Here is a 17,556-nt window from a genome sequence, read left to right as displayed (position 1 = left end):
GGTGGAACTCCCCCTCTGTCATGGGCCTGAGAGTTTCACCGCGGCCCGTGAGGTCCGGCGGCTTTCACCGTGGGCGAGACGACTGAGCGTCTGCTTTTCAGAGTGGCCTGTCCGCTGCGGTGTGGGACCTGAGAGATTGACGGGGGTTTGCTCCTTCGGTGCCGTGCGTGCGCCCGAGGGCGCGGTGTGCCCGAGGGCACGATGTACCCGTGGGCACTGCACGGCGTCTCCCGCGACGGATGAGCGGCCGGTGTGTTCAGTTGTCCGCGCCGAGCATACCGAGACCGCGTTACGAACGTGTGTCGTGTGCCGGCCTTCGACATCTCGTAGAATGCGGGGATGGCCGGACAGCGATCACGCCCCAGGGGGCAGCTCGAGCAAGCGGTGCTCGACGCGCTCCGCTCCGTGACCGACGGCCTCACCGCACGGCAGGTGCTCGATGCGTTCCCGGAGCCCCGGCCGGCGCTGACCACGGTGCTCACCGTCCTCGACCGGCTCGGACGCAAGGGCCAGGTGGAGCGGCAGGAGCACGACGACGCCCCGCTGAGCTTCCGCGCCGTGCACAGTCGCGACGAACAGACCGCGTCCCTCATGTCGAGCGCGCTCGCCGCCTCGGCCGACCGTGAAGCAGCGTTGCTGCAGTTCACCGGCTCGCTCGCCTCCGACGACCTCGAAGCCCTCCGCCGCGCCCTCGACGCCCGCGCACGTTCCTGACCGGGGCCGCTCCGTGGTCGTCGCCGGCATCGCGCTCATCGTCCTCGCCCTGCTGGTGGTCGTGTTCGCCCCGAGGGTGCTGACCCGGTCCGCCTGGACCATCGACCGGCCGCGCACCGCACTGGTGTGCTGGTCACTCGCGGTGCTGCTCGGCGTCGTCGGCTTCGTCGCCGGCATCGCGCTCGTCGTGCTCGCCGATCGCCCGCTGAGCGAGCTCCTCGGCGGGGACGGTTCCCCCACGCACGGCTTCAACGTCGGTGTCGCACTGCTCGCGGTCATCGCGTTCGTCGTCGCCGTCCGCGTCCGCCCCGGACCCGAGCACGAGGCCGTCCGCCAGGCCATGCGCTCCGGCGTCGCGCCGCACCGCGAGATCGACGGCACCCCGGTGGCCGTCGTCGACGCGGAACACGCCCTGGCCTGCGCGGTGCCCGGACGGAGCGGCGGTGTGCTGGTCAGCACCGGCTTGGCAGACCGGTTGCGGACGGACGAACTGGAGGCCGTGGTCGCCCACGAACGCGCCCACCTGACCCAGCACCACGCGGCGGCGGTCGCGGTCGCGGAATCGATCGAGCGTGCGGTCCCGTGGGTGCCCGGTGCGCGCGCCATGGCGCGCTCGACGCGCGTCCTCGTGGAGTTCGCCGCCGACGACGCCGCAGCCCGACGCGTCGGACGCGACGCGCTGCGCCGGGCCGTCCTGGTGGCGGACGAGAGCAGCGCGCTCGGGGCGATCCGGGCCTCCCGTCTCTCCTGAGCGAGCACGTGTCGGAGGCGAGGCATATGGTGATCGGACCGTGAAGCCACTGACCGAAGCCGACATCCGATCCTCGTTCGTCAACGCCACCCCCGACGAGGCTCGAGCAGCTGCCGATCCCCGGCCTGCACGAGATGCTCTGGGACGAGCGCGAGTTCCTGGGCTGGCGCGACCCGCAGGCCGCCCGCCGCGGGTACATCGTGTCCTGGATCGACGACCGCCCCGTGGGCATCATCGTCCGTGCCGCGGGCGGCTCCCTGCGCGCCGGCATCGCCGCGATGTGCTCGTTCTGCCACTCCCCGCAGCCGGCGACGCAGGTGCGGCTGTTCTCGGCACCCCGTGCGGGCGAGGCCGGGCGCAACGGCAACACGATCGGCACCTACATCTGCGAGGACCTCGGGTGCTCGATGCTCATCCGCACCGCTCCTCCGCACCTCAACCCGCCGGCGACGATCGCGATGCGCGGCGCCTCGCTGCTGCAGCGCGTGCAGAACTTCACCGCGGACATCATGAAGTCGGCGTGAGCCGCTTCGGCACCGCCCGCTGGGCCGTGGTCGAGGAACTCGGTGACGGCCGCTGGCGCCTCACCCTGCGTGACGAGGCCGACGACGAACTCGGTGCGTTCGGCCTCGGGGTCGAAGGGCCGTGGGACCCCGACGTCGAACCCCACGTCGGGTTCGTGCTCGTGCAGCTCGGGCTGACCCTGCGGGGTGCACGGCCGTGGCACGTCGACGAGCTCGGCGACCACCGGGCGCCGGTGCTCGCGCTCGGCTGAGCGGAGCGCTTCCCGCTGGGCGTCGCTCAGTCGGCTTCGACGAAGTTCCGCAGGATCTCGCGGTCGTCGTCGGCGCGCATCGCCCACGACAGCTCGCTGCGGTGGTCGCTGTCGGTCAGCGGCAGCAGGACGACGGTGTCCGGTGCGGCGAGCGCGGCGCTCTCCGGAGCGACGGTCACGCCGAGTCCCGCACCCACCAGGTGCAGGACGGTGGCCCAGGTCGTGGCCTCCTGCACGACCGCGGGCCGTCGACCACCGGCGGTGACCGGAGCGAGGTTCCGCTCGGTCGCGAGTGAACCGGCCACGGCCGGGAAGAACACGAAGGGCTCGTCCACGAGCTCGGGGCCTCGGATCGCCGTCCGGTCCGCGAGCCGGTGTCCGCGCGGGACCGCCGCGACGAACGCCTCGGTCCGGAACGGCAGCAGCCGCACGGCGGGGTCCGGATCCGGGTCGCGCACGACGGCCAGGTCCAGCTCGCCTCGCACGATGCGGGCGAGGAGCGTCGACGAGTAGCCCTCGGTCAGGTCGACGCGGACCAGCGGGTACCGCTCGCGGAACGCCTGCACCCGCTCGATCGGCCCGAGGGGCAGCGCGGAGACGACGAAACCGACGTCGAGCCGGCCGGCCTCGCCCCGCCCGACCCGGACCGTCTCGTCGAGGTCGCGGCGCACCTGCCCGAGCAACGACCGCGCACGCCCCCGCAGCACCCGGCCGGCGGCGGTGAGGGCGACGCTGCGGCTCGTCCGGACGAACAGGTCGACGCCGAGTTCGCGTTCCGTGCGGCGGATCTGCTGGGACAGCGCGGGCTGTGCGATGCGGAGGCGCTCTGCAGCGCGCCCGAAGTGCAGTTCGTCCGCCACTGCCAGGAACGCGCGAAGCTGACGGAGGTCGACATCCGGATCCCGATCCATGCACGCAGCCTATCGATCGAAGCGAACGAGTATTGGACGCGACCTCATCGGGATCGGAGGATGGACGCATGCCCGAAGCGACCTCCACCGTCACCATCGCCGACCTCGCCACCCCCGCCGACGCCGAGGCGTTCCGCGTCCTCAACGAGGCCTGGATCACGCAGTTCTTCGCGCTCGAGGACGAGGACCGCAAGTTCCTCGGCGACCCCGTCGGTCACGTCGTCGAGCCCGGCGGCGCCGTGTTCGTCGCACGACTCGACGACCAGGTGATCGGGTGCATCGGCATCGTCCCGACGACGCCGGGGGTGTTCGAGCTCGTGAAGATGGCCGTCGCTCCGGGCCACCAGGGGCACGGCACCGGTCGGAAGCTCATCGCCACTGCACTCGAGCGCGCCCGGGAGCTCGGTGCGCAGCGGGTCGACCTCGAGAGCAACGCGCAGCTGGCCAGCGCCGTGCACCTGTACGAGGCGTTCGGCTTCCGGCACCTGCGCGACGACGAGCTCGTGCCGAGCCCGTACGTCCGCGCCGACGTGCACATGACGCTCGAACTGCGCTGAAGGCAGAGCCGTTTCGGTACGCTCGCGACATGGCGACGTACGAGGTGCAGGCGGTCCGTGAGCGCGGCGCGTGGCAGGTGTTCATCGACGGCTTCATGGTCACCGAGGTCGACCGCTGGCCGGCCGTCGGCTTCGTCGCCCGGGAGATCCTGGCGATGGACCGCACCGACGACCTGCAGATCCGCGTCGTCGGGCGCAACCAGTACATCGACTGACCCGGGCGCTCACGAGGCTACGAGGCGACCTCAGCGCGAGAAGCGACCTCCTGCAGCACGCGCGTGCGTCACGTCGATCTCAAGCTCGAACGACTCAGGCTCGCGCTCGTTCATCAACGCGAGCCAGTCTCGGGCCATGACCTCGATCTCGCGCTCACGCTTCGCCTGTGTCCGGACGACGCCGTCGATCGAGATGACCCAGTACTTCGCGGCGCGTTCAGCACGGACGACGTGACGGCTCACCGTCGCCTCTTCCTTGGCGTACACCGTGGGCACGCTTGTACGCACTTCCGGCACGGTCTCGATCGACGAGCCCGGCGTCGACCAGGTACCGGCGGAGTACCGCAGAGTCGTCATGGAATGCGCTGAGCCGCGCGTTGACCGCTTGCTCACTGAGCGTCTCTCCCTCTTCCAGCGCCTGGTCGGCCACCCACCGCAGGAGCTCCATCCGATCTGACGGGCGTGCCGGGTACTGCACGATCCGCCCATCACGCACGAACCGGCCGATGCCGTCCGATCTGTCCGGAGCCTGGGCGCGCAGCGCGTTCGAGAAGGGATCGCTGCGCGCGACCAACACGCCGCCTTCCTCATCAATGAGCCCGATGCGGCGCAGCGCTTCCACCGCTCGTCGAGTCCGTGCCGACTGCTGAACCGTCGGGTCCACGATCGGCTCACGCTCGAGCACGACCTCCGAGTACACGCGTCGCATGTCGTCATTGGCAAGAGCAGCGAAGATCGGCCGCCAATCAGCCGCGGGTCTTCCGTTCACGATGACTCCTTCACTTCGATCCGCCGCCAGCCCTTGCCAGAACCGACGAGAAGGGCGACCGCCGTGTACAACACTCCCGAGATGATGATCCCGTACTCCAACCCGAACGTCTGGCCTGCCCACGCCACCGCCGGAGCCATGAATGCAACGACGCATCACCGCCACGCGCTCACGCGACGTGCCAGACCAGCCCCTCCTGCGCACTCGACGGGTACGCCGAGGCGATGCGGAACACGGCTTCGCGCAGCGTCTCCGGTGAGCACGCCAGGTTGAGGCGGACGAACCCACGCCCCTCGCTCCCGAACCCGAGCCCCGAGTTCAGCGCGACGTAGGCGTTCTCCCGCAGTGGCACGGCCGGGTCGTCGCCGAGCCCGATCCCCGGAAGTCGAGCCACGCCAGGTACCCGGCTCGGGGCCGCGTGTAGACCACACCGGGCAGGTGCTCGGCGAGGAGCTTCGCGAGCAGCCGGTCGTTGGCCACGATCCGGGACACCACGTCGTCGAGCCACGTGGTCCCGACGGTGAACGCGGCGAGGTTCGCGTGCAGCCCGAGGATGCTCGTCCGGCAGGCGACCTCTTCCCACAGGGTGTCGAGGAGCGCGGCGGTGCGGTCGTCACCGGCGACGATGATCGAGCACTTCACGCCCGCGAGGTTCCACCCCTTGCTCGCCGAGGTCACGCAGACGCTGCGGGCTCCGACGGGCTCGGCGACGGCCGCGAACGGGGTGAACTGCACGCCGGGGTGGGTCAGGGGTGCGTGGATCTCGTCGCTGATGACGAGGACGTCGTACTTCGCCGCGAGTTCGGCGATCGCGAGCAGGTCGGCCCGGTCGTGCACGAGGCCGACGGGGTTGTGCGGGTTGCAGAGCAGGAAGACGCCGACCCCGCCGGCGAACGCCCGCTCGAGACCCTCGAGGTCGAGTCGGTACTGCCCCCACTGCTCGAGTAGCGGCACCTCTTCCACCTGACATCGGGCCTCGTCGACGAGCTCGAAGAACGGCGGGTACACCGGCGGCGTGATCGCGACGCGACCGCCGTCGGGCAGCGCGAGCCGCAGCGACTCGACGATGCCGACGCTGACGTCGGTGGCCAGGTGGATGCGGGACGGATCGATCTCCCAGCCCCAGCGGTCGAGGGCGAACTGCGCGAACGCGGGCGCGAGCGGCCCCGGTCCGTCGAGGTAGCCGAGGTCGGACTGCGACACGCGCTCGATCAGGGCCTGCCGGATCTCCGGCGCGACGTCGTGGTCCATCTCGGCGACGAACAGGGGCAGCACGTCGGGCGCGTACCGCGTCCACTTGATGCTCGTACGAACCCCGCGGAGCGTGCCGACCGGGTCCTGCTCGTCGCTCGCCATGCGTCCCAGCATGCACCGACCGGGAGGCCCGGCGCGAGCCCGCCTGTCATCCAGCGTCGTCTTCCGCGCACCCTGGGACGCGGGGCGTCGCCCCGCCTACTGTCGGTCCCATGAGCACGAGCACCGCCGACAAGGCCACCACCCTCAAGCAGCTGCACGAAGCCCCGGAGATCCTCCGCGTCGTGAACGTGTGGGACGCGATCACCGCGAAGGTCGTCAGCGACCTGCCCGGCACGAAGGCGATCGCCACCGCCGGACACTCGATCGCCGCGTCCTACGGGTACGAGGACGGCGGGATGCCCCTCGACCTCGCGCTGTCGGGTGCCGCGATCGTGGCCGCCGCGACCGACCTGCCGGTCACCGCTGACCTCGACGACGGGTACGAGGACCCCGCCGAGACCATCCGGCGAGCGATCGGCTCGGGCATCGTCGGCGCCAACGTCGAGGACCGTCTGCGCCCCTTCGACGAGGCCGTCGCCCGTGTCGCCGCGATCACCGCCGCCGCCCAGGCCGAGGGCGTCGACTTCCAGCTGAACGCCCGCACCGACGCGATCGCCCGCGGCGGCGACCGTCCGCTCGACGAGAGCATCGCGGACGCCATCGCGCGCGGCAAGGCGTTCCTCGACAACGGCGCAGCGCTCGTCTTCGTGCCCGGCGCGATCCAGCGCGACGTCGTCGAGCAGCTCGTCGCCGGCCTCGGTCGCGGCAAGCTGTCGGTCATCGGCCTGCCGGGTGCCCTGCCGGCCGCCGAGTACGAGGCCCTCGGCGTGGCCCGCATCTCCTACGGTCCGCTCACGCAGCGCGTCGCGCTGCGGGCGCTCCGCGACCTGGCGACCGACCTGTACGCCGACGGCGTCGTGCCGGAGGACACCCCGACCCTGAACTGACGGAGCGGACGGACGGGAGGCCCGGTGCCAGCTGGCACCGGGCCTCCCGTCTTTCTTTCGGTCGCGTCGCGCGACCCGCTCAGCTCAGCCGAGCGCCGGGTACAGCGCGGGCGTGGTGCGCGCCGTCGTCTCCTGCTCGAAGGCGTAGCCGAGGCCGATCAGCGTGCTCTCGTCGAACGAGCGGCCGAGGAACTCGAGGTTCACGCCGGCGCCGGTGATCGTGCCGTCGGCCGCGGTCGCCTGCCCCATCGGGACGGTGATCGCCGGCATGCCGGTGTTCGGGCTGAGACGCATGTTCGTCGACTGCGTGCCGTAGGGCGTGCCCGACGGGTAGATGAGCGAGTCGAGGTCCTGGTCGTCGAGCATCTGCGTGACGAGCTGCTTGCCCGTGGCGAGCTGCGTCGTGTGCGACCCCGTCGGCCCGGCCCACGCCTGGTACTGCGCGTCGGTGATCAGGTCGCGGGACTCGTAGGTCGACTTGCGGCTCGGCACGTACTCGCCCGAGGCCAGGATGCCCTGCAGCGACCGGGCGGTCACATCGGGGTCGAGGTGCTTCGCGACGTACTCGTCCAGGTCGTGCTTGAACTCGTTCGTGCTGCCGCTGCCCTCGGACAGGACCCGGTTGAACGCCGTCGTCGCGGTGATCGGGACGACGGTCGCGCCGGCGGCCTCGAGCTTCGCGACGGACGCGTCGAACAGCCGCTTGGCCGTGGCGTTCGTGCCGACCATGCTCGTGACGTAACCGATGCGGGCGCCCTCGAGCGAGTCGGCGTCGAGCGACGACGTGTACGAGGTGGGCACCTTGCCGGACTGCGCGCTCGTGACGGGGTCGGCCGCGTCCACGCCGGTGACGGCGTCGAGCGCGACGGCCGCATCGGTCACCGACCGGGCGATGGGCCCACCGGTGTCCTGCGACAGCGCGAGCGGGATGATGCCGTCGCGGCTGGCCAGGCCGACGGTCGGGCGGATGCCGACGAGCTGGTTGTACGTCGACGGGATGCGGATCGAGCCACCGGTGTCGGTGCCGAACCCGATGCCGGCCAGGTTCGCCGCGATCGCCGCACCGGTACCACCGCTGGAGCCACCGGCGGTCTGCGCCGTGTTGTACGGGCTGGCGACCAGGAGCGACGAACCGGCGGGCTGGTTCGACGAGAACTCCGAGACGAAGCCGTAGGCGAACTCGTCCAGGCTGGCCTTGGCGAGGATCACCGCACCAGCACCGCGCAGGCCGGCCACCATCGTGGCGTCGGTGTCGGTCTGGTTGTCGTCCCAGCAGCCGCAGCCCCCGGTGGTCGGCATGTCCTTGGTGTCGTAGTTGTCCTTCACCGCGATCGGCACGCCCAGCAGCATGCTCGTCATGCCGTGCTCGGCACGCTCGGCATCCGCCGTCTTCGCCGCGGCGAGGGCCTCGGCGTTCGTTGTGACGATCGAGTTGAGCGCGCGGCCGGTCGACGCGGAGTCGACCTTCGTGCGGTCGTACGCGGCGATGCGGTCGAGGTAGTCCTGCGTGATGGCGACCGAGGTGGTGACCCCGGCGTTCATCGCGGCCTGCATGTCGATGGTGGACGCCTCGACGAGGGTGAACGGGCCGTCGTCGTAGATCATCCGCTGGGACAGCGCGGCGAGGTCCGCCACGGTGATCGTGCCGTCGGCGTCGGTGTCCGCGGCGCTGACCGTCGCCCAGTCGGCACTGGCGCTCGTCGTGCCGAGGTGCTCGGTGAGCACCGCGAGGTCGGCCTTCGTGACCTGGTCGTCGCCGGTCAGGTCGAGGTCCGTGTAGTACGGCGCGAGCATCGCGGCGGGGCTGGCGTCCACTGATGCCGGTGCTGCCGCGGCCGTGATCGCGGGGGTCGCGGCGAGGACGGTGCCGACGAGGGCGATGAGCGAGGCGCCGGCGACGGCGGTGCGCTTCCGGCTGGTCGTGGGCGTTGCCGCGAGCTGCTTGCTGGCGGCCGGCTTCTTGGCGGTCATTCGGCTGCTCCGGTGCGCTCGCGGCGGGCGCGGCGCGCACGCAGGGTGATCAGGGTCCCGCCGGCGGCGAGGAGGGCCAGCGATGCGGCGATCCACGGGGCGACGTCGGCGCCGGTCCAGGCGAGTTCGCCGCCGGTCGGACGGTCGCCACCCGCTGCGGCCACGGCGGTGGCGCCGTTGGTCGGGTCGGAGGGGTCGCTCGGGCCGGAGGTGGTCGTCGGGTCGGGGTCGCCCGCGCCGGCGCCCGGGTCGGCCGTGGCGGTGGCTCCCGGCGTGGGCGTGGCCGTCCCGGTGGGCGTCGGCGTGGCCGTCGCCGCTGCGGCGATCGAGATCGTGGTGCTCGCCGGGTCGGTCTGGGTCGTCGAGGTGCCGTCGGAGCCGACGAGCGTGATGCTCGTGACCGCCAGGTCGGCGCTGCCCGCTGCGGTCGGCGTCAGGCCGATCGACGCCGCGAGGTCGCCACTGAGCGCCGGGGACGTCCCGAGGCGGGTGTGCACGATCGTCAGGGCGTCGCCGTCCTGCTCGACGCTGTCGAAGCCGCCGTCGGGACCGGTGACGCTGTCGTCGACGTACGCGAGGGAGTCCGCGTCGGCGTCGAGCGTGATCTCGTACGCGTAGACGTCGGTCGTCGCCGGGATCGTCAGGTCCACGTCGAATGTAGTGCCGACGGTCGCGGTGGTGGGGGCGTCGATGGTGGCGGTCGTCGCGGTCGGTGCTGCCTGGGCCGGCGAGGCGGTCAGGGCGGCGAGGCCGATCGCCCCGGCGGCGACGAGTGTCGAGGACACGATCGTCGCGCGGGGGCGCAGCCGGAGGCGGTGCTGCATGGGTGCAGGTCCTTCGGGAGGAGGTCGGGTGCTGAGCGGGTACTCAGTGATCCGAAAGCTAACGGTGCGCTGTTTCCGGCTCGGGCCCGGCACGTTTCCGCGCCGTTACGGCTCCGCCGCACCGCTACTGTCGTGCCATGTCGCTCGACGTCGAAGCCCTGCTCACCCCGCCCTCCCCCGTCGCCGCACGGGCGTTGGACGTCGTCCGCACCTGGTCCTCCCCGCGCTGGTGAACCACTGCCTGCGCTCGTGGGCGTGGGCGGTCCTGCTCGCCCCGACCGTCGACCTCGAGCCGGATCGCGAACTGCTCTTCGTCGCGACGATGCTGCACGACCTCGGCGTGACACCGTCGTTCGACGCCCACGCCGTGCCGTTCGAAGACGCCGGCGGCGCCGTGGGCTCCGTCTTCGCCCTCGGCGCCGGGTGGGACGCAGCCCGCGCTCGACGCGTCGGTGAGGTCATCGAGCGGCACATGTGGACCTCCGTCGACCCCGCGCTGGATGCGGAGGGGCACCTGCTGGAGGTCGCCACCTCGCTCGACGTCTCCGGTGCCGGGTTCTCCCGGTGGTCCACCGACGACCTGCACGCCGTCGCCACCGCACTGCCCCGCCTCGGGTTCTCCGGCTCGTTCGACGAGCTCATCCACGCGCAGGCTTCGCGCAAGCCGGCCTCCGCCGCTGCACGACTCGACGGCTCCGGGAACGTGACTGCCGGTGGCACCCGTTGGGACGCGTTCCTGGCGTCCTGATCGGATTTGCTGGTTTGCTGGACTTCTCGGCATCGGGCCCGTATAGTGTTTCTTTGGTGCACTGCAGCGAACCCATCTGACTCGCGCACACCAACGTCTCGACACCGACTCACCCGAGTCGCATTCCAAGCGAGACCACCGCTCGATCCGAACGGATCAGCAGCACGTTGAAACTCGACGTGCGCGCCCCGCACTCGATGCGTCGCGCCGGACTGAGACGTCCGCCGACACCGAGTCGCCCTGGCGCCGAATGACCAGGAAGTACAGCACCATGACCAGCAACGAACGAATCACCGTGTTCGGGACCGCACTCGCGGCCCCGACGATCACCCCCGACCGCATCGCCGAGTTCCCCGTGCGTGACGACCGCTCGCAGCGCGAGTACCTCGTCCGCATCGCGGCCGACGACCTGCAGACCTTCGTCACCCGTGGCACCCGTCTGGACGCCGTCGGCGAGGCCGGCTGGACCGTCCCGGGCCGCTCCTGGGCCGGCGAGGCCAGCCGCACCCTGCTGCAGGCACAGTCCGTGCACGCAGGCGACATGGCCCTCGCGGCCTAGGCTCCACCAGTACGAACGCGAAGCGCCGCCGGGCTCCCCGGCGGCGCTTCGTCGTACCTGCGACCGACGGTGCGACGGTCACACACCTCGACGGGCCGCAGCGACGACTTGCGATGCCGCCCCGAGCACGCCGGGCACGATCGCTGCGAGCGCTCCGACGGTGAGCACCTGCGCACCGATGACACCCGTCAGGACGGCGACTGCCTCCGCTCTGCTCAGACGCTCGACGGCGTCAGCAGCGACCGCTTCGGAGCGGAGGTGGCAGCCGATCATCCGCTCGGCCGCTCCCGGAACGAGCCGCTCGTACTCGGCCAGGACGCGCGGAGACGCTACCGGTCCACTGAACATCTCCGTTGCAGCGATGTCGAGGACGTTGGCGTCCGCCTCTCCTCGGCTGCCGCCCGCTGTGCCGCTGACGCCCGCTTCTCATTCAACAGCTCCCGCATCGCCCGCGCTCGGGAGCTGTCCCCCGTGAACCCGACGTACAGGCCGTGCATCACCGCAGTCTTCACCAGAGTCGCCGTCAAAGCCCATGCCCTGCCCTTTATCACCGGTTCGTGGCGACCAGGGTCGATCAGCGTTGCCTGCCGTACCAAACATTTTGTATGCACGGCTGCTTCGCCACGTCAGTACTCGCCCTTCACCACGAAGAACGAGCCGCGGATCGTGCCGGCGAGCTTCGACTTCTGCCGCGCGAACTTGAACTTGTCGGCGAGTTCCTCGGGTACGTCCATCCCGTCGGACAGCTTGAAGCCGACCGCACGCTTGCCGCCCGGTTCGAGCGTGTAGAGCACGTTGATCGCCAAGCCGGACTCGTAGAACACGTACGTCCAGCGCACGCCGTCGACGAGCGCTTCCGTCGCTTCGAGCGGTGGCGACGCGATGACCAGCCCGCGCTCCTCCTCGAGCACTCGCCGCACGTACCCCACCAGGTCCGGAACGTCCGCCGCGGCGTGCGTGGTGAACACGTGGTCGTACTTGTTCGCGAAGTACCGCGCCTCGTTGGCGCGGAGCCCGGCGAGTGCGTCGGCGACCGGCGAGGACTCCAGACCCACCGTGGACACATTCACGAAGTCGACGACGTACGACATGGGGCCTCCTCGGGCGCTCGGACGGTCTGAATCTAGCCCCTCGACTCCCTCCCGAAGCCGCCGCGGTCCCCCTACAGTCGATGAACGTGGAGGAAGTGACGACGCGACTCGACCACGCCGCGGAACTGATCCGTGCTGCGCGTGAGGACATCGGCTTCTCGCAGGCTGACCTCGCCGGCGCCGCCGGGATGGAGCTACCGGAGCCTCTCTGACTACGAGAACGGACTGACGCGACCCGATCCGGAGTCCCTCGCGCGCGTCCTCAACGCTGCCCGCACCCGACCGAGCATCCCGCTCGTGATGTTCGCCGACTCGATCCTCGAGGAGGCGCGACGGTTCCACCTCGACAACGTCCGCGTCTTCGGATCAGCGCTCCGAGGCCAGGACACCGAACAGAGCGATATCGACCTCTTGGTCAGCCTGACGCCCGCGGCTTCGCTGTTCGACCTCGGCGGATTCGCCCATGTGGTCGAGCGCCTCACCGGGTTCGACGTCGACATCCTCACCGACGACCTCGAAGACGACGAGCACTTCGCACCGGTCCTCGCCGAAGCTGTGCCGCTCTGACCGTGCGCGGCGTCAGCCGAGCTCAGCGGATCAGTTGATCCGTTCGAACACCATGGTGGCCTGCACCCGGTCTCCCCCACCGAACCCCGTGCTGCCCGACGAGGCGGTGGTGATCGTGTGGAGCCGGTAGCCGAGCGCCGCCTGTGCGTTGATCGCCTTCTCGAGTTCAGTGAGGTTGCCGGATCCCGTCCCGAAGAACTTCTCTCGCAGCACCACCTGCAGGACCACGTAGCTCATGCCGTTCTGCGCCGGCCGAGGCTGCCCGCCCGCCGCGGCTTCCGCTTGGATACGGTCGATCACTCCGCCGATGCCAGCCGCGCCCGGTGCCTTCGGCTGCACCTGCTCCGTCCACGCGGAACCGTCCCACCACCGCATGGCGCCGGAGCCGTCGTCGTACCAACCTGCCTGTGGGTTCGTCATGCGCTCATCCTGGCGCACCCACGGCGCGATCAGTTGTTGAAGCGGAACGGGTGCCCCAGCTCACGTGAGGTGACGCTAGTGCAGAGATACGCGGAATAACGGGCATCGACGGTTCGCCGTCTGCAGGCGGGAGATGGCGAGTTCAGGGCCGTTTGCGGCACCGATGCGGCACGGCGAAAGGCTGGCGGATGGAGCCGCTGCCTGTCAGGGTGTTCGGCGTGAACCTTGAAGATGAGCGGCTCGAGTACCGGGCGAGGTTTAACAAGGAGGCTGGGCAGTCCGTCTTGGTGGCCATGGAACAACTGAGCGGGCTGCGACAGGCTGCCTCGGTCGGTTGGGGCCTAGAGGCGCGCCGAGTAAGCCGCTGGCAACCGTTCGACGCGTCATCCGTCCCCGGCCTGGTCCGATTGCGCCAGCTGGATTCGAACACCGTGCACGCTGGAGTGCTGATCGACGGTTGGCGACTCGAATCAGCCGACGAGACGTACTCCACGTTCTGCGGCCCCAAGTCGTGTGCGAATCGGCCGGTGGAGACGACCGAAGAGCTGACCTGCAAGCGGTGCCTTGCCTCGAATCAGGTCCCGGAGAACCCGACCGACGTACGGGCGCTGATCGCCTGGCACGCGAAGGAGATCGAACGCCTCGTCGGACTATCGGGGCTTTGACGATCGACCCGGCAAGCTCCGTGGAAGTGTGTTCAAGCCCTCGAGTGCTGCTGCGAGTTCCTTCCGCAGCTTGAGGACCAACGTCTTATGCCGCGGCTCCAAGTCCTCGAGCGCTCGTTCAGCGATTACGGTGACCCGGCCCAGTCGATCGAGCAGCATGCGCTGCCCTTCGATCTCGGCCGCTCGCTCGACACCGATCCAGTCGCGGAGGCGGACAAGCTCGGGCAGTGTTCGCTCAATGAAGCGCCTGCGTGCGTCGTCTGGGGCAATGTAGTAGTCCTGCCTATCGACGATGCTCGTGAAGCTGTCACCGTGCAGCGCGTGCTCTTGGGCCGTCCGCTCCTGCTCTTCGATGTAGTCGACGATGTCGGCCGGGTAGAGCGCGGCGGCAGTGCGGCCGATCAGTTCGGTGGTGAGCCAGGGCACACAGAGATCGGGCCCGTCGTAATAGGCGGGCGACGACTCGAGGTCCTGTCGATCCACGCGCAGGTACTGCGCCAGGGCAGGGACATCGTGGACAGTGATTGATCCGGCACTGTCCCGATTGAACTCCGCCAGCTCGAACGGGACCGACTTCCACAGCACGAGCTCCGCGGTCCGCCATTGCTCCACCGACGGATCAAACGCGGCTACAGCTTGCCGCTTCTGATCAAGTTCTATGTAGGCGCGCCGATCCTCCCACCGCACCTCGAGCCGCGCAGGCGAAACCCAGCGGCGCTCTCCTTGCCACTGGTCCTCGACCAGCTCGATGCGCACGCGAGGCGGGCTCTTGTCACCTACCGCGAGGACCAGTGCCTCGTGGAAGGCCGACGACCCTCGCCCGGTCCGGTACGCCCACCGTTCCCCTACGTCCGTGTCGCAGCCTACGGCGGGCGCTCGTGACGGTGGGGAGTGTTAAGCTTTGATCAAAGGTTCCACCCCGCTGAGAAGAACCCCTGGGTTCTGCCGTAAGGCTAGGCGGGGTGGTCGTTTGTCTGCGTCAGTACCAGCGTGTGTAGCCGTTGCGGAACAAGTTGAACTCAGACGTTCTCGCTGGAAGTCGCTTGATCCAGCTGTCGTCCTGGGACTCGAGCTCACGGAACTTCGCCCACGCGTAGTAGTCCGCGATCTGGCCGTTGACGTCTTCCTTGACCGGCTTAAAGAGGATCTTGTACGGCCGCCCCATCGTGGCGAGCGCCGGCTTCACAGTCTTGAGGAAAGCCCCACGCTGCTTCGCGGACAGAGCCGCGTCGAAGACCATAACGATCGGTTCGAACTCGGCCCTGATGGCGGTCATCAAGTACCGGCCGAGCGCTTTGCCGAAGATGCCGTAGAACCGTTCCGGTTCGCGGATTGAGCGGTGCGCGTAGTGCTTGTCGGCCCAGAGCGTGTGTACCCAGAAGTCCTCGCGGTCAGCGAGCACATCGATGACACGCTTCCGAGTGCCAGCGCTGTTGTTTGTCGCGTGGAAAGGGACCTGGTCATGCGCGTCGGTGGTCATGAACTCATACCTGAGCCTCACGAGGTCGCGCCCTGTACGTTCAGGATTGGCTGTCCACACCGCTGACATCACGAAGTGGTCGGTACCGGAGTCGCTGAAATCGAAGTTGCCCGACTCGTCGATGAAGACATAGAGCGGGCGAGTGGTAGGCACCATCGGAGACTATTCCAAGGACTGCTGAGTTCTACTGCGGGCCGCGCGAGTGTCGGACGGTCGACCGACACTCGACCTATGCCCGAGCACAAGCGGGCTCCCCGGAGCACCCCGCCGTCGCCCTGCACCAGCCCGCCGCCCTCGACGTAGGGGCCGCTGGCAAGCTCCGGACGCTCGCTCCGCCGCGCACTATAGGGCGATAGAAATCACCTGGGCTAGCCGGCCTACGAGAGCTTGTCGCCGAAACCTGCCCAGGTCACGGGCGGCCGATGTGAGCATGCTAGGCGACGTCCGCGACCTCGCGGCCCTGGAAGTAGCGCGAGTGGGTCTCTTCGATCTGCTCCAGCGACTCACCAGTCAACGTGACGTACTCGAGGTTGGGGTCACGGCGTTCGGCGTCGAGCTGCAGACGCCGCAACAGCGCGGCCCGGGATCCGCTTGCACCAGGGAAGACCGTAACGCGACGATCGCCGGAGCGGCGGTTGTACTCGATGAGAAAACCCGACACGAACTACTCCTCAACACCGCGCAGGCGAACCTGCATCGACTCAAATATAGCCTTGACCTCCGCGATGCGCTCACGGAGAGCTTCCTCGGCACGTGCCGCTCGCTCCTGGTACCCATGCAGTCTGTCCTCGCGCTGCGCTATTGAATGCATGAACTTCTGGTCACGATTCAGTCCGAGATTCGACGCCGATTGCTTCATCTCATCCATTATCAATTCCCACTCCTGCGTTCCGTGAAGGATCACCTCTAGATTGGCAATCTCGATGGTGGACATTGAGATCAGACTCTTTACAATATCGACTGAGGTATCGTCTTCCGGCAAAACCCCGTATCGAATTTCTCGCCCAACTACGTCGGCTGCTCGCTCGAACATGTTGGCCCACTGACCCTGCAGGTGGGTGCGAACTTGCACCTCCACCTTGCCCCGGGCAGGGAAGTTCAGAATCACGTGCACGGCCCTATATCCGCTATGCGGGCTTTCACGAAGGTCGTCCACTGCAACTTCGGCAACGTCGGAGAATAGTCCGGAAATAGCTTGCACTACAGCATCCTGGTCAGCAGTAGTCATTGCGCATTCGAAGCGGACACCAGCCACGTCCTGCAAGGATCCGATGTGGTAGTTCGACCCTAGCCTCACCAGCTTCTGCCGTAGCGTATCAACCGTCTTAGGGCGCGAGGCGAGTGCTATATGAGAGCCACCTAGAAGTGGCCGCCAGTCCTGATCCGAGATCCGCGATTGCACGTATGTCGCGAGCTCGTTATACCAGAGCATCACATCCGCGTAACTGAGTCCCGCGCGCGACGGTTCACTCTCCCCTCGCAGATGGTTCGAGAGCACTCTTAGGTCTCGGTTACTGAATGGCCGCTTTGTTGCATTCAAATCAAGAACGGACACTTAGCCGACCTTGGTCCAAGCACCGCAGCCGTTGGTCTCGAACACCTCGCCCGCCTTCAGTGTGACGGTCGCAGGGCCGCTGACGATGTCGTTGTCCACGATGTCAGCATCCGACCCGGTGCCGGTCTTCCATACGTAGTAGCAGTCGGACGAATCGGTCAGAGAGTAGATCCCGGGTGCGGTGTCTGTGCCTACGAGGTGCACTCCGTCGGCCATCTCGGACGCCTCGACCTTTTGCTGCCGAGCATCGAGAGTCTTCTGCTGCTCGTCGACCGCATCGATCTTCTCCTGCAGTTCCTCCTGCTTGTTCTGCCACTGCTCTTGTTCAGCGTCGGCAGCGTCCTCAGCATCGCTGGTTGCCTGTTCGCTGTCCTGGTAGTTCGAGATCTTCCGGTGAGCGTCCTGCAGACGGTCTTTGAGCGCGGAGACTTCAGAGGTTGCCTGAGCCGCTGATGACGCCCATCCGATGCCGAGCGCGATGGCAACGATGAGGCCCACCGCCGCGACGACTAGGGCTAGCGCGCGGGGCGATCGTAGAAGCTTGGTCGGGTTCATAGTGAGGATGACTCTAAGCGCTCGCAGACTGGTGCCGCGCCCCCAAAGCGGGGAGACGCGCGGCCCCTTGAAGTGAGAGGGAGGCGCTCGTTCAGTACGTCGCGCCGGGGGTGATGCCGGCAGGCAGCGTGCTACACCGGAGTGTTGCCCGGAGGCGGGTCGGCCGGAAGCGGCAGACGCTTCCCG

The 17,556-nt window shown here is 68.6% G+C and carries 27 protein-coding genes and 2 riboswitches; of the genes, 12 read left to right on the top strand and 15 right to left on the bottom strand.

Annotated elements, in window-relative coordinates; translation table 11 throughout:
• Nucleotides 1–5 precede the first annotated feature (5 nt).
• Nucleotides 6–107: riboswitch (glycine riboswitch) on the bottom strand.
• Nucleotides 108–243, bottom strand: a riboswitch (glycine riboswitch).
• A 96-nt stretch (nt 244–339) separates the two neighbouring features.
• From JN350_RS07555 to JN350_RS07540, 4 genes are all read left to right on the top strand, one after another.
• Nucleotides 340–714, top strand: coding sequence for a BlaI/MecI/CopY family transcriptional regulator (locus tag JN350_RS07555; protein ID WP_111084962.1), 375 nt, complete (start codon nt 340–342; stop codon nt 712–714).
• Nucleotides 715–727: 13 nt separating this feature from the next.
• Nucleotides 728–1,465, top strand: coding sequence for a M48 family metalloprotease (locus JN350_RS07550; protein WP_205464118.1), 738 nt, complete (start codon nt 728–730; stop codon nt 1,463–1,465).
• A 110-nt stretch (nt 1,466–1,575) separates the two neighbouring features.
• Nucleotides 1,576–1,989 carry an FBP domain-containing protein gene (locus JN350_RS07545; protein WP_461964383.1) on the top strand — a complete coding sequence of 138 codons (414 nt, stop codon included), beginning with the start codon at nt 1,576–1,578 and terminating at the stop codon, nt 1,987–1,989.
• Nucleotides 1,986–2,240, top strand: coding sequence for a hypothetical protein (locus JN350_RS07540; protein WP_111084959.1), 255 nt, complete (start codon nt 1,986–1,988; stop codon nt 2,238–2,240). Before JN350_RS07545 ends, JN350_RS07540 begins: the two co-directional genes overlap by 4 nt.
• 26 nt (nt 2,241–2,266) lie before the next feature.
• Here the strand turns inward: JN350_RS07540 and JN350_RS07535 are convergent, their stop codons facing one another.
• A complete protein-coding gene (locus JN350_RS07535; protein ID WP_205464116.1) occupies nt 2,267–3,151 on the bottom strand; it encodes a LysR substrate-binding domain-containing protein in 885 nt (294 codons plus the stop codon).
• Nucleotides 3,152–3,219: 68 nt separating this feature from the next.
• On the opposite strand from JN350_RS07535, the gene JN350_RS07530 reads away from it, so the two are divergent.
• Nucleotides 3,220–3,708 (top strand): GNAT family N-acetyltransferase, encoded by a 489-nt coding sequence (locus JN350_RS07530; protein WP_205464115.1) that lies wholly within the window; start codon nt 3,220–3,222, stop codon nt 3,706–3,708.
• Nucleotides 3,709–3,737: 29 nt separating this feature from the next.
• Nucleotides 3,738–3,923 carry a hypothetical protein gene (locus JN350_RS07525; protein WP_123313312.1) on the top strand — a complete coding sequence of 62 codons (186 nt, stop codon included), beginning with the start codon at nt 3,738–3,740 and terminating at the stop codon, nt 3,921–3,923.
• Nucleotides 3,924–3,953: 30 nt separating this feature from the next.
• On the opposite strand, the gene JN350_RS07520 is transcribed toward JN350_RS07525, so the two are convergent.
• The 4 genes from JN350_RS07520 to JN350_RS07510 all read right to left on the bottom strand — a co-directional run bounded on the left by JN350_RS07520 (nt 3,954) and on the right by JN350_RS07510 (nt 6,048).
• On the bottom strand, nt 3,954–4,166 hold the full coding sequence (locus JN350_RS07520; protein WP_205464114.1) for a hypothetical protein: 213 nt from the start codon (nt 4,164–4,166) through the stop codon (nt 3,954–3,956).
• Complete coding sequence (locus tag JN350_RS07515; RefSeq protein WP_205464113.1) at nt 4,141–4,692, bottom strand: DUF2087 domain-containing protein; 552 nt, start codon at nt 4,690–4,692, stop codon at nt 4,141–4,143. Before JN350_RS07515 ends, JN350_RS07520 begins: the two co-directional genes overlap by 26 nt.
• 169 nt (nt 4,693–4,861) lie before the next feature.
• On the bottom strand, nt 4,862–5,044 hold the full coding sequence (locus JN350_RS20695; protein WP_461964185.1) for a hypothetical protein: 183 nt from the start codon (nt 5,042–5,044) through the stop codon (nt 4,862–4,864).
• The gene (locus JN350_RS07510; RefSeq protein ID WP_461964183.1) at nt 5,011–6,048 is read right to left on the bottom strand and encodes a MalY/PatB family protein; all 1,038 of its coding nucleotides are present in this window, start codon (nt 6,046–6,048) and stop codon (nt 5,011–5,013) included. Before JN350_RS07510 ends, JN350_RS20695 begins: the two co-directional genes overlap by 34 nt.
• Nucleotides 6,049–6,158: 110 nt before the next feature.
• On the opposite strand from JN350_RS07510, the gene JN350_RS07505 reads away from it, so the two are divergent.
• Complete coding sequence (locus JN350_RS07505) at nt 6,159–6,935, top strand: isocitrate lyase/PEP mutase family protein (RefSeq protein WP_205464112.1); 777 nt, start codon at nt 6,159–6,161, stop codon at nt 6,933–6,935.
• An 84-nt stretch (nt 6,936–7,019) separates the two neighbouring features.
• On the opposite strand, the gene JN350_RS07500 is transcribed toward JN350_RS07505, so the two are convergent.
• Nucleotides 7,020–8,906 carry an amidase family protein gene (locus tag JN350_RS07500; RefSeq protein ID WP_205464111.1) on the bottom strand — a complete coding sequence of 629 codons (1,887 nt, stop codon included), beginning with the start codon at nt 8,904–8,906 and terminating at the stop codon, nt 7,020–7,022.
• Nucleotides 8,903–9,730 (bottom strand): cohesin domain-containing protein, encoded by an 828-nt coding sequence (locus JN350_RS07495; RefSeq protein ID WP_205464110.1) that lies wholly within the window; start codon nt 9,728–9,730, stop codon nt 8,903–8,905. The genes JN350_RS07500 and JN350_RS07495 overlap by 4 nt, the downstream gene beginning before the upstream one ends.
• Before the next feature lie 229 nt (nt 9,731–9,959).
• Here JN350_RS07495 and JN350_RS07490 point away from each other — a divergent pair, with 229 nt between their 5' ends.
• Both JN350_RS07490 and JN350_RS07485 read left to right on the top strand, forming a co-directional pair.
• Complete coding sequence (locus tag JN350_RS07490) at nt 9,960–10,478, top strand: HD domain-containing protein (protein ID WP_205464109.1); 519 nt, start codon at nt 9,960–9,962, stop codon at nt 10,476–10,478.
• 271 nt (nt 10,479–10,749) lie between these two features.
• Nucleotides 10,750–11,037 (top strand): hypothetical protein, encoded by a 288-nt coding sequence (locus tag JN350_RS07485; RefSeq protein WP_111084949.1) that lies wholly within the window; start codon nt 10,750–10,752, stop codon nt 11,035–11,037.
• Nucleotides 11,038–11,115: 78 nt separating this feature from the next.
• Here the strand turns inward: JN350_RS07485 and JN350_RS07480 are convergent, their stop codons facing one another.
• Both JN350_RS07480 and JN350_RS07475 read right to left on the bottom strand, forming a co-directional pair.
• Nucleotides 11,116–11,385 carry a hypothetical protein gene (locus tag JN350_RS07480; protein ID WP_205464108.1) on the bottom strand — a complete coding sequence of 90 codons (270 nt, stop codon included), beginning with the start codon at nt 11,383–11,385 and terminating at the stop codon, nt 11,116–11,118.
• A 278-nt stretch (nt 11,386–11,663) separates the two neighbouring features.
• Nucleotides 11,664–12,128, bottom strand: a complete 465-nt coding sequence (locus tag JN350_RS07475) for a phage tail protein (protein ID WP_123673080.1) — start codon at nt 12,126–12,128, stop codon at nt 11,664–11,666.
• An 86-nt stretch (nt 12,129–12,214) separates the two neighbouring features.
• Here JN350_RS07475 and JN350_RS20105 point away from each other — a divergent pair, with 86 nt between their 5' ends.
• Both JN350_RS20105 and JN350_RS07470 read left to right on the top strand, forming a co-directional pair.
• Complete coding sequence (locus JN350_RS20105) at nt 12,215–12,340, top strand: hypothetical protein (RefSeq protein ID WP_275898022.1); 126 nt, start codon at nt 12,215–12,217, stop codon at nt 12,338–12,340.
• 88 nt (nt 12,341–12,428) lie between these two features.
• The gene (locus tag JN350_RS07470; protein ID WP_205464392.1) at nt 12,429–12,695 is read left to right on the top strand and encodes a nucleotidyltransferase family protein; all 267 of its coding nucleotides are present in this window, start codon (nt 12,429–12,431) and stop codon (nt 12,693–12,695) included.
• Nucleotides 12,696–12,725: 30 nt separating this feature from the next.
• Here the strand turns inward: JN350_RS07470 and JN350_RS07465 are convergent, their stop codons facing one another.
• Nucleotides 12,726–13,115, bottom strand: a complete 390-nt coding sequence (locus JN350_RS07465; protein WP_205464107.1) for a DUF2510 domain-containing protein — start codon at nt 13,113–13,115, stop codon at nt 12,726–12,728.
• Nucleotides 13,116–13,303: 188 nt separating this feature from the next.
• On the opposite strand from JN350_RS07465, the gene JN350_RS07460 reads away from it, so the two are divergent.
• Nucleotides 13,304–13,780, top strand: coding sequence for a hypothetical protein (locus tag JN350_RS07460; protein WP_205464106.1), 477 nt, complete (start codon nt 13,304–13,306; stop codon nt 13,778–13,780).
• On the opposite strand, the gene JN350_RS07455 is transcribed toward JN350_RS07460, so the two are convergent.
• The 5 genes from JN350_RS07455 to JN350_RS07435 form a co-directional block, all read right to left on the bottom strand.
• The gene (locus JN350_RS07455) at nt 13,766–14,536 is read right to left on the bottom strand and encodes a hypothetical protein (RefSeq protein WP_205464105.1); all 771 of its coding nucleotides are present in this window, start codon (nt 14,534–14,536) and stop codon (nt 13,766–13,768) included. The genes JN350_RS07460 and JN350_RS07455 overlap by 15 nt on opposite strands.
• Before the next feature lie 223 nt (nt 14,537–14,759).
• Complete coding sequence (locus JN350_RS07450; RefSeq protein ID WP_205464104.1) at nt 14,760–15,413, bottom strand: DUF3800 domain-containing protein; 654 nt, start codon at nt 15,411–15,413, stop codon at nt 14,760–14,762.
• Nucleotides 15,414–15,693: 280 nt separating this feature from the next.
• Nucleotides 15,694–15,921 carry a hypothetical protein gene (locus JN350_RS07445; protein WP_205464103.1) on the bottom strand — a complete coding sequence of 76 codons (228 nt, stop codon included), beginning with the start codon at nt 15,919–15,921 and terminating at the stop codon, nt 15,694–15,696.
• A gap of 3 nt (nt 15,922–15,924) precedes the next feature.
• Nucleotides 15,925–16,692, bottom strand: coding sequence for a RelA/SpoT domain-containing protein (locus tag JN350_RS07440; RefSeq protein ID WP_205464102.1), 768 nt, complete (start codon nt 16,690–16,692; stop codon nt 15,925–15,927).
• A gap of 123 nt (nt 16,693–16,815) precedes the next feature.
• A complete protein-coding gene (locus JN350_RS07435; protein WP_205464101.1) occupies nt 16,816–17,370 on the bottom strand; it encodes a hypothetical protein in 555 nt (184 codons plus the stop codon).
• Nucleotides 17,371–17,556 lie beyond the last annotated feature (186 nt).

Origin of the sequence: Curtobacterium sp. 24E2, assembly GCF_016925595.1 — a bacterium.
In the GTDB taxonomy this organism is placed as follows: domain Bacteria; phylum Actinomycetota; class Actinomycetes; order Actinomycetales; family Microbacteriaceae; genus Curtobacterium.
The sequence above is the reverse complement of the archived record's forward strand: the minus strand, read 5'-3'. Positions and strand labels throughout refer to the sequence as shown.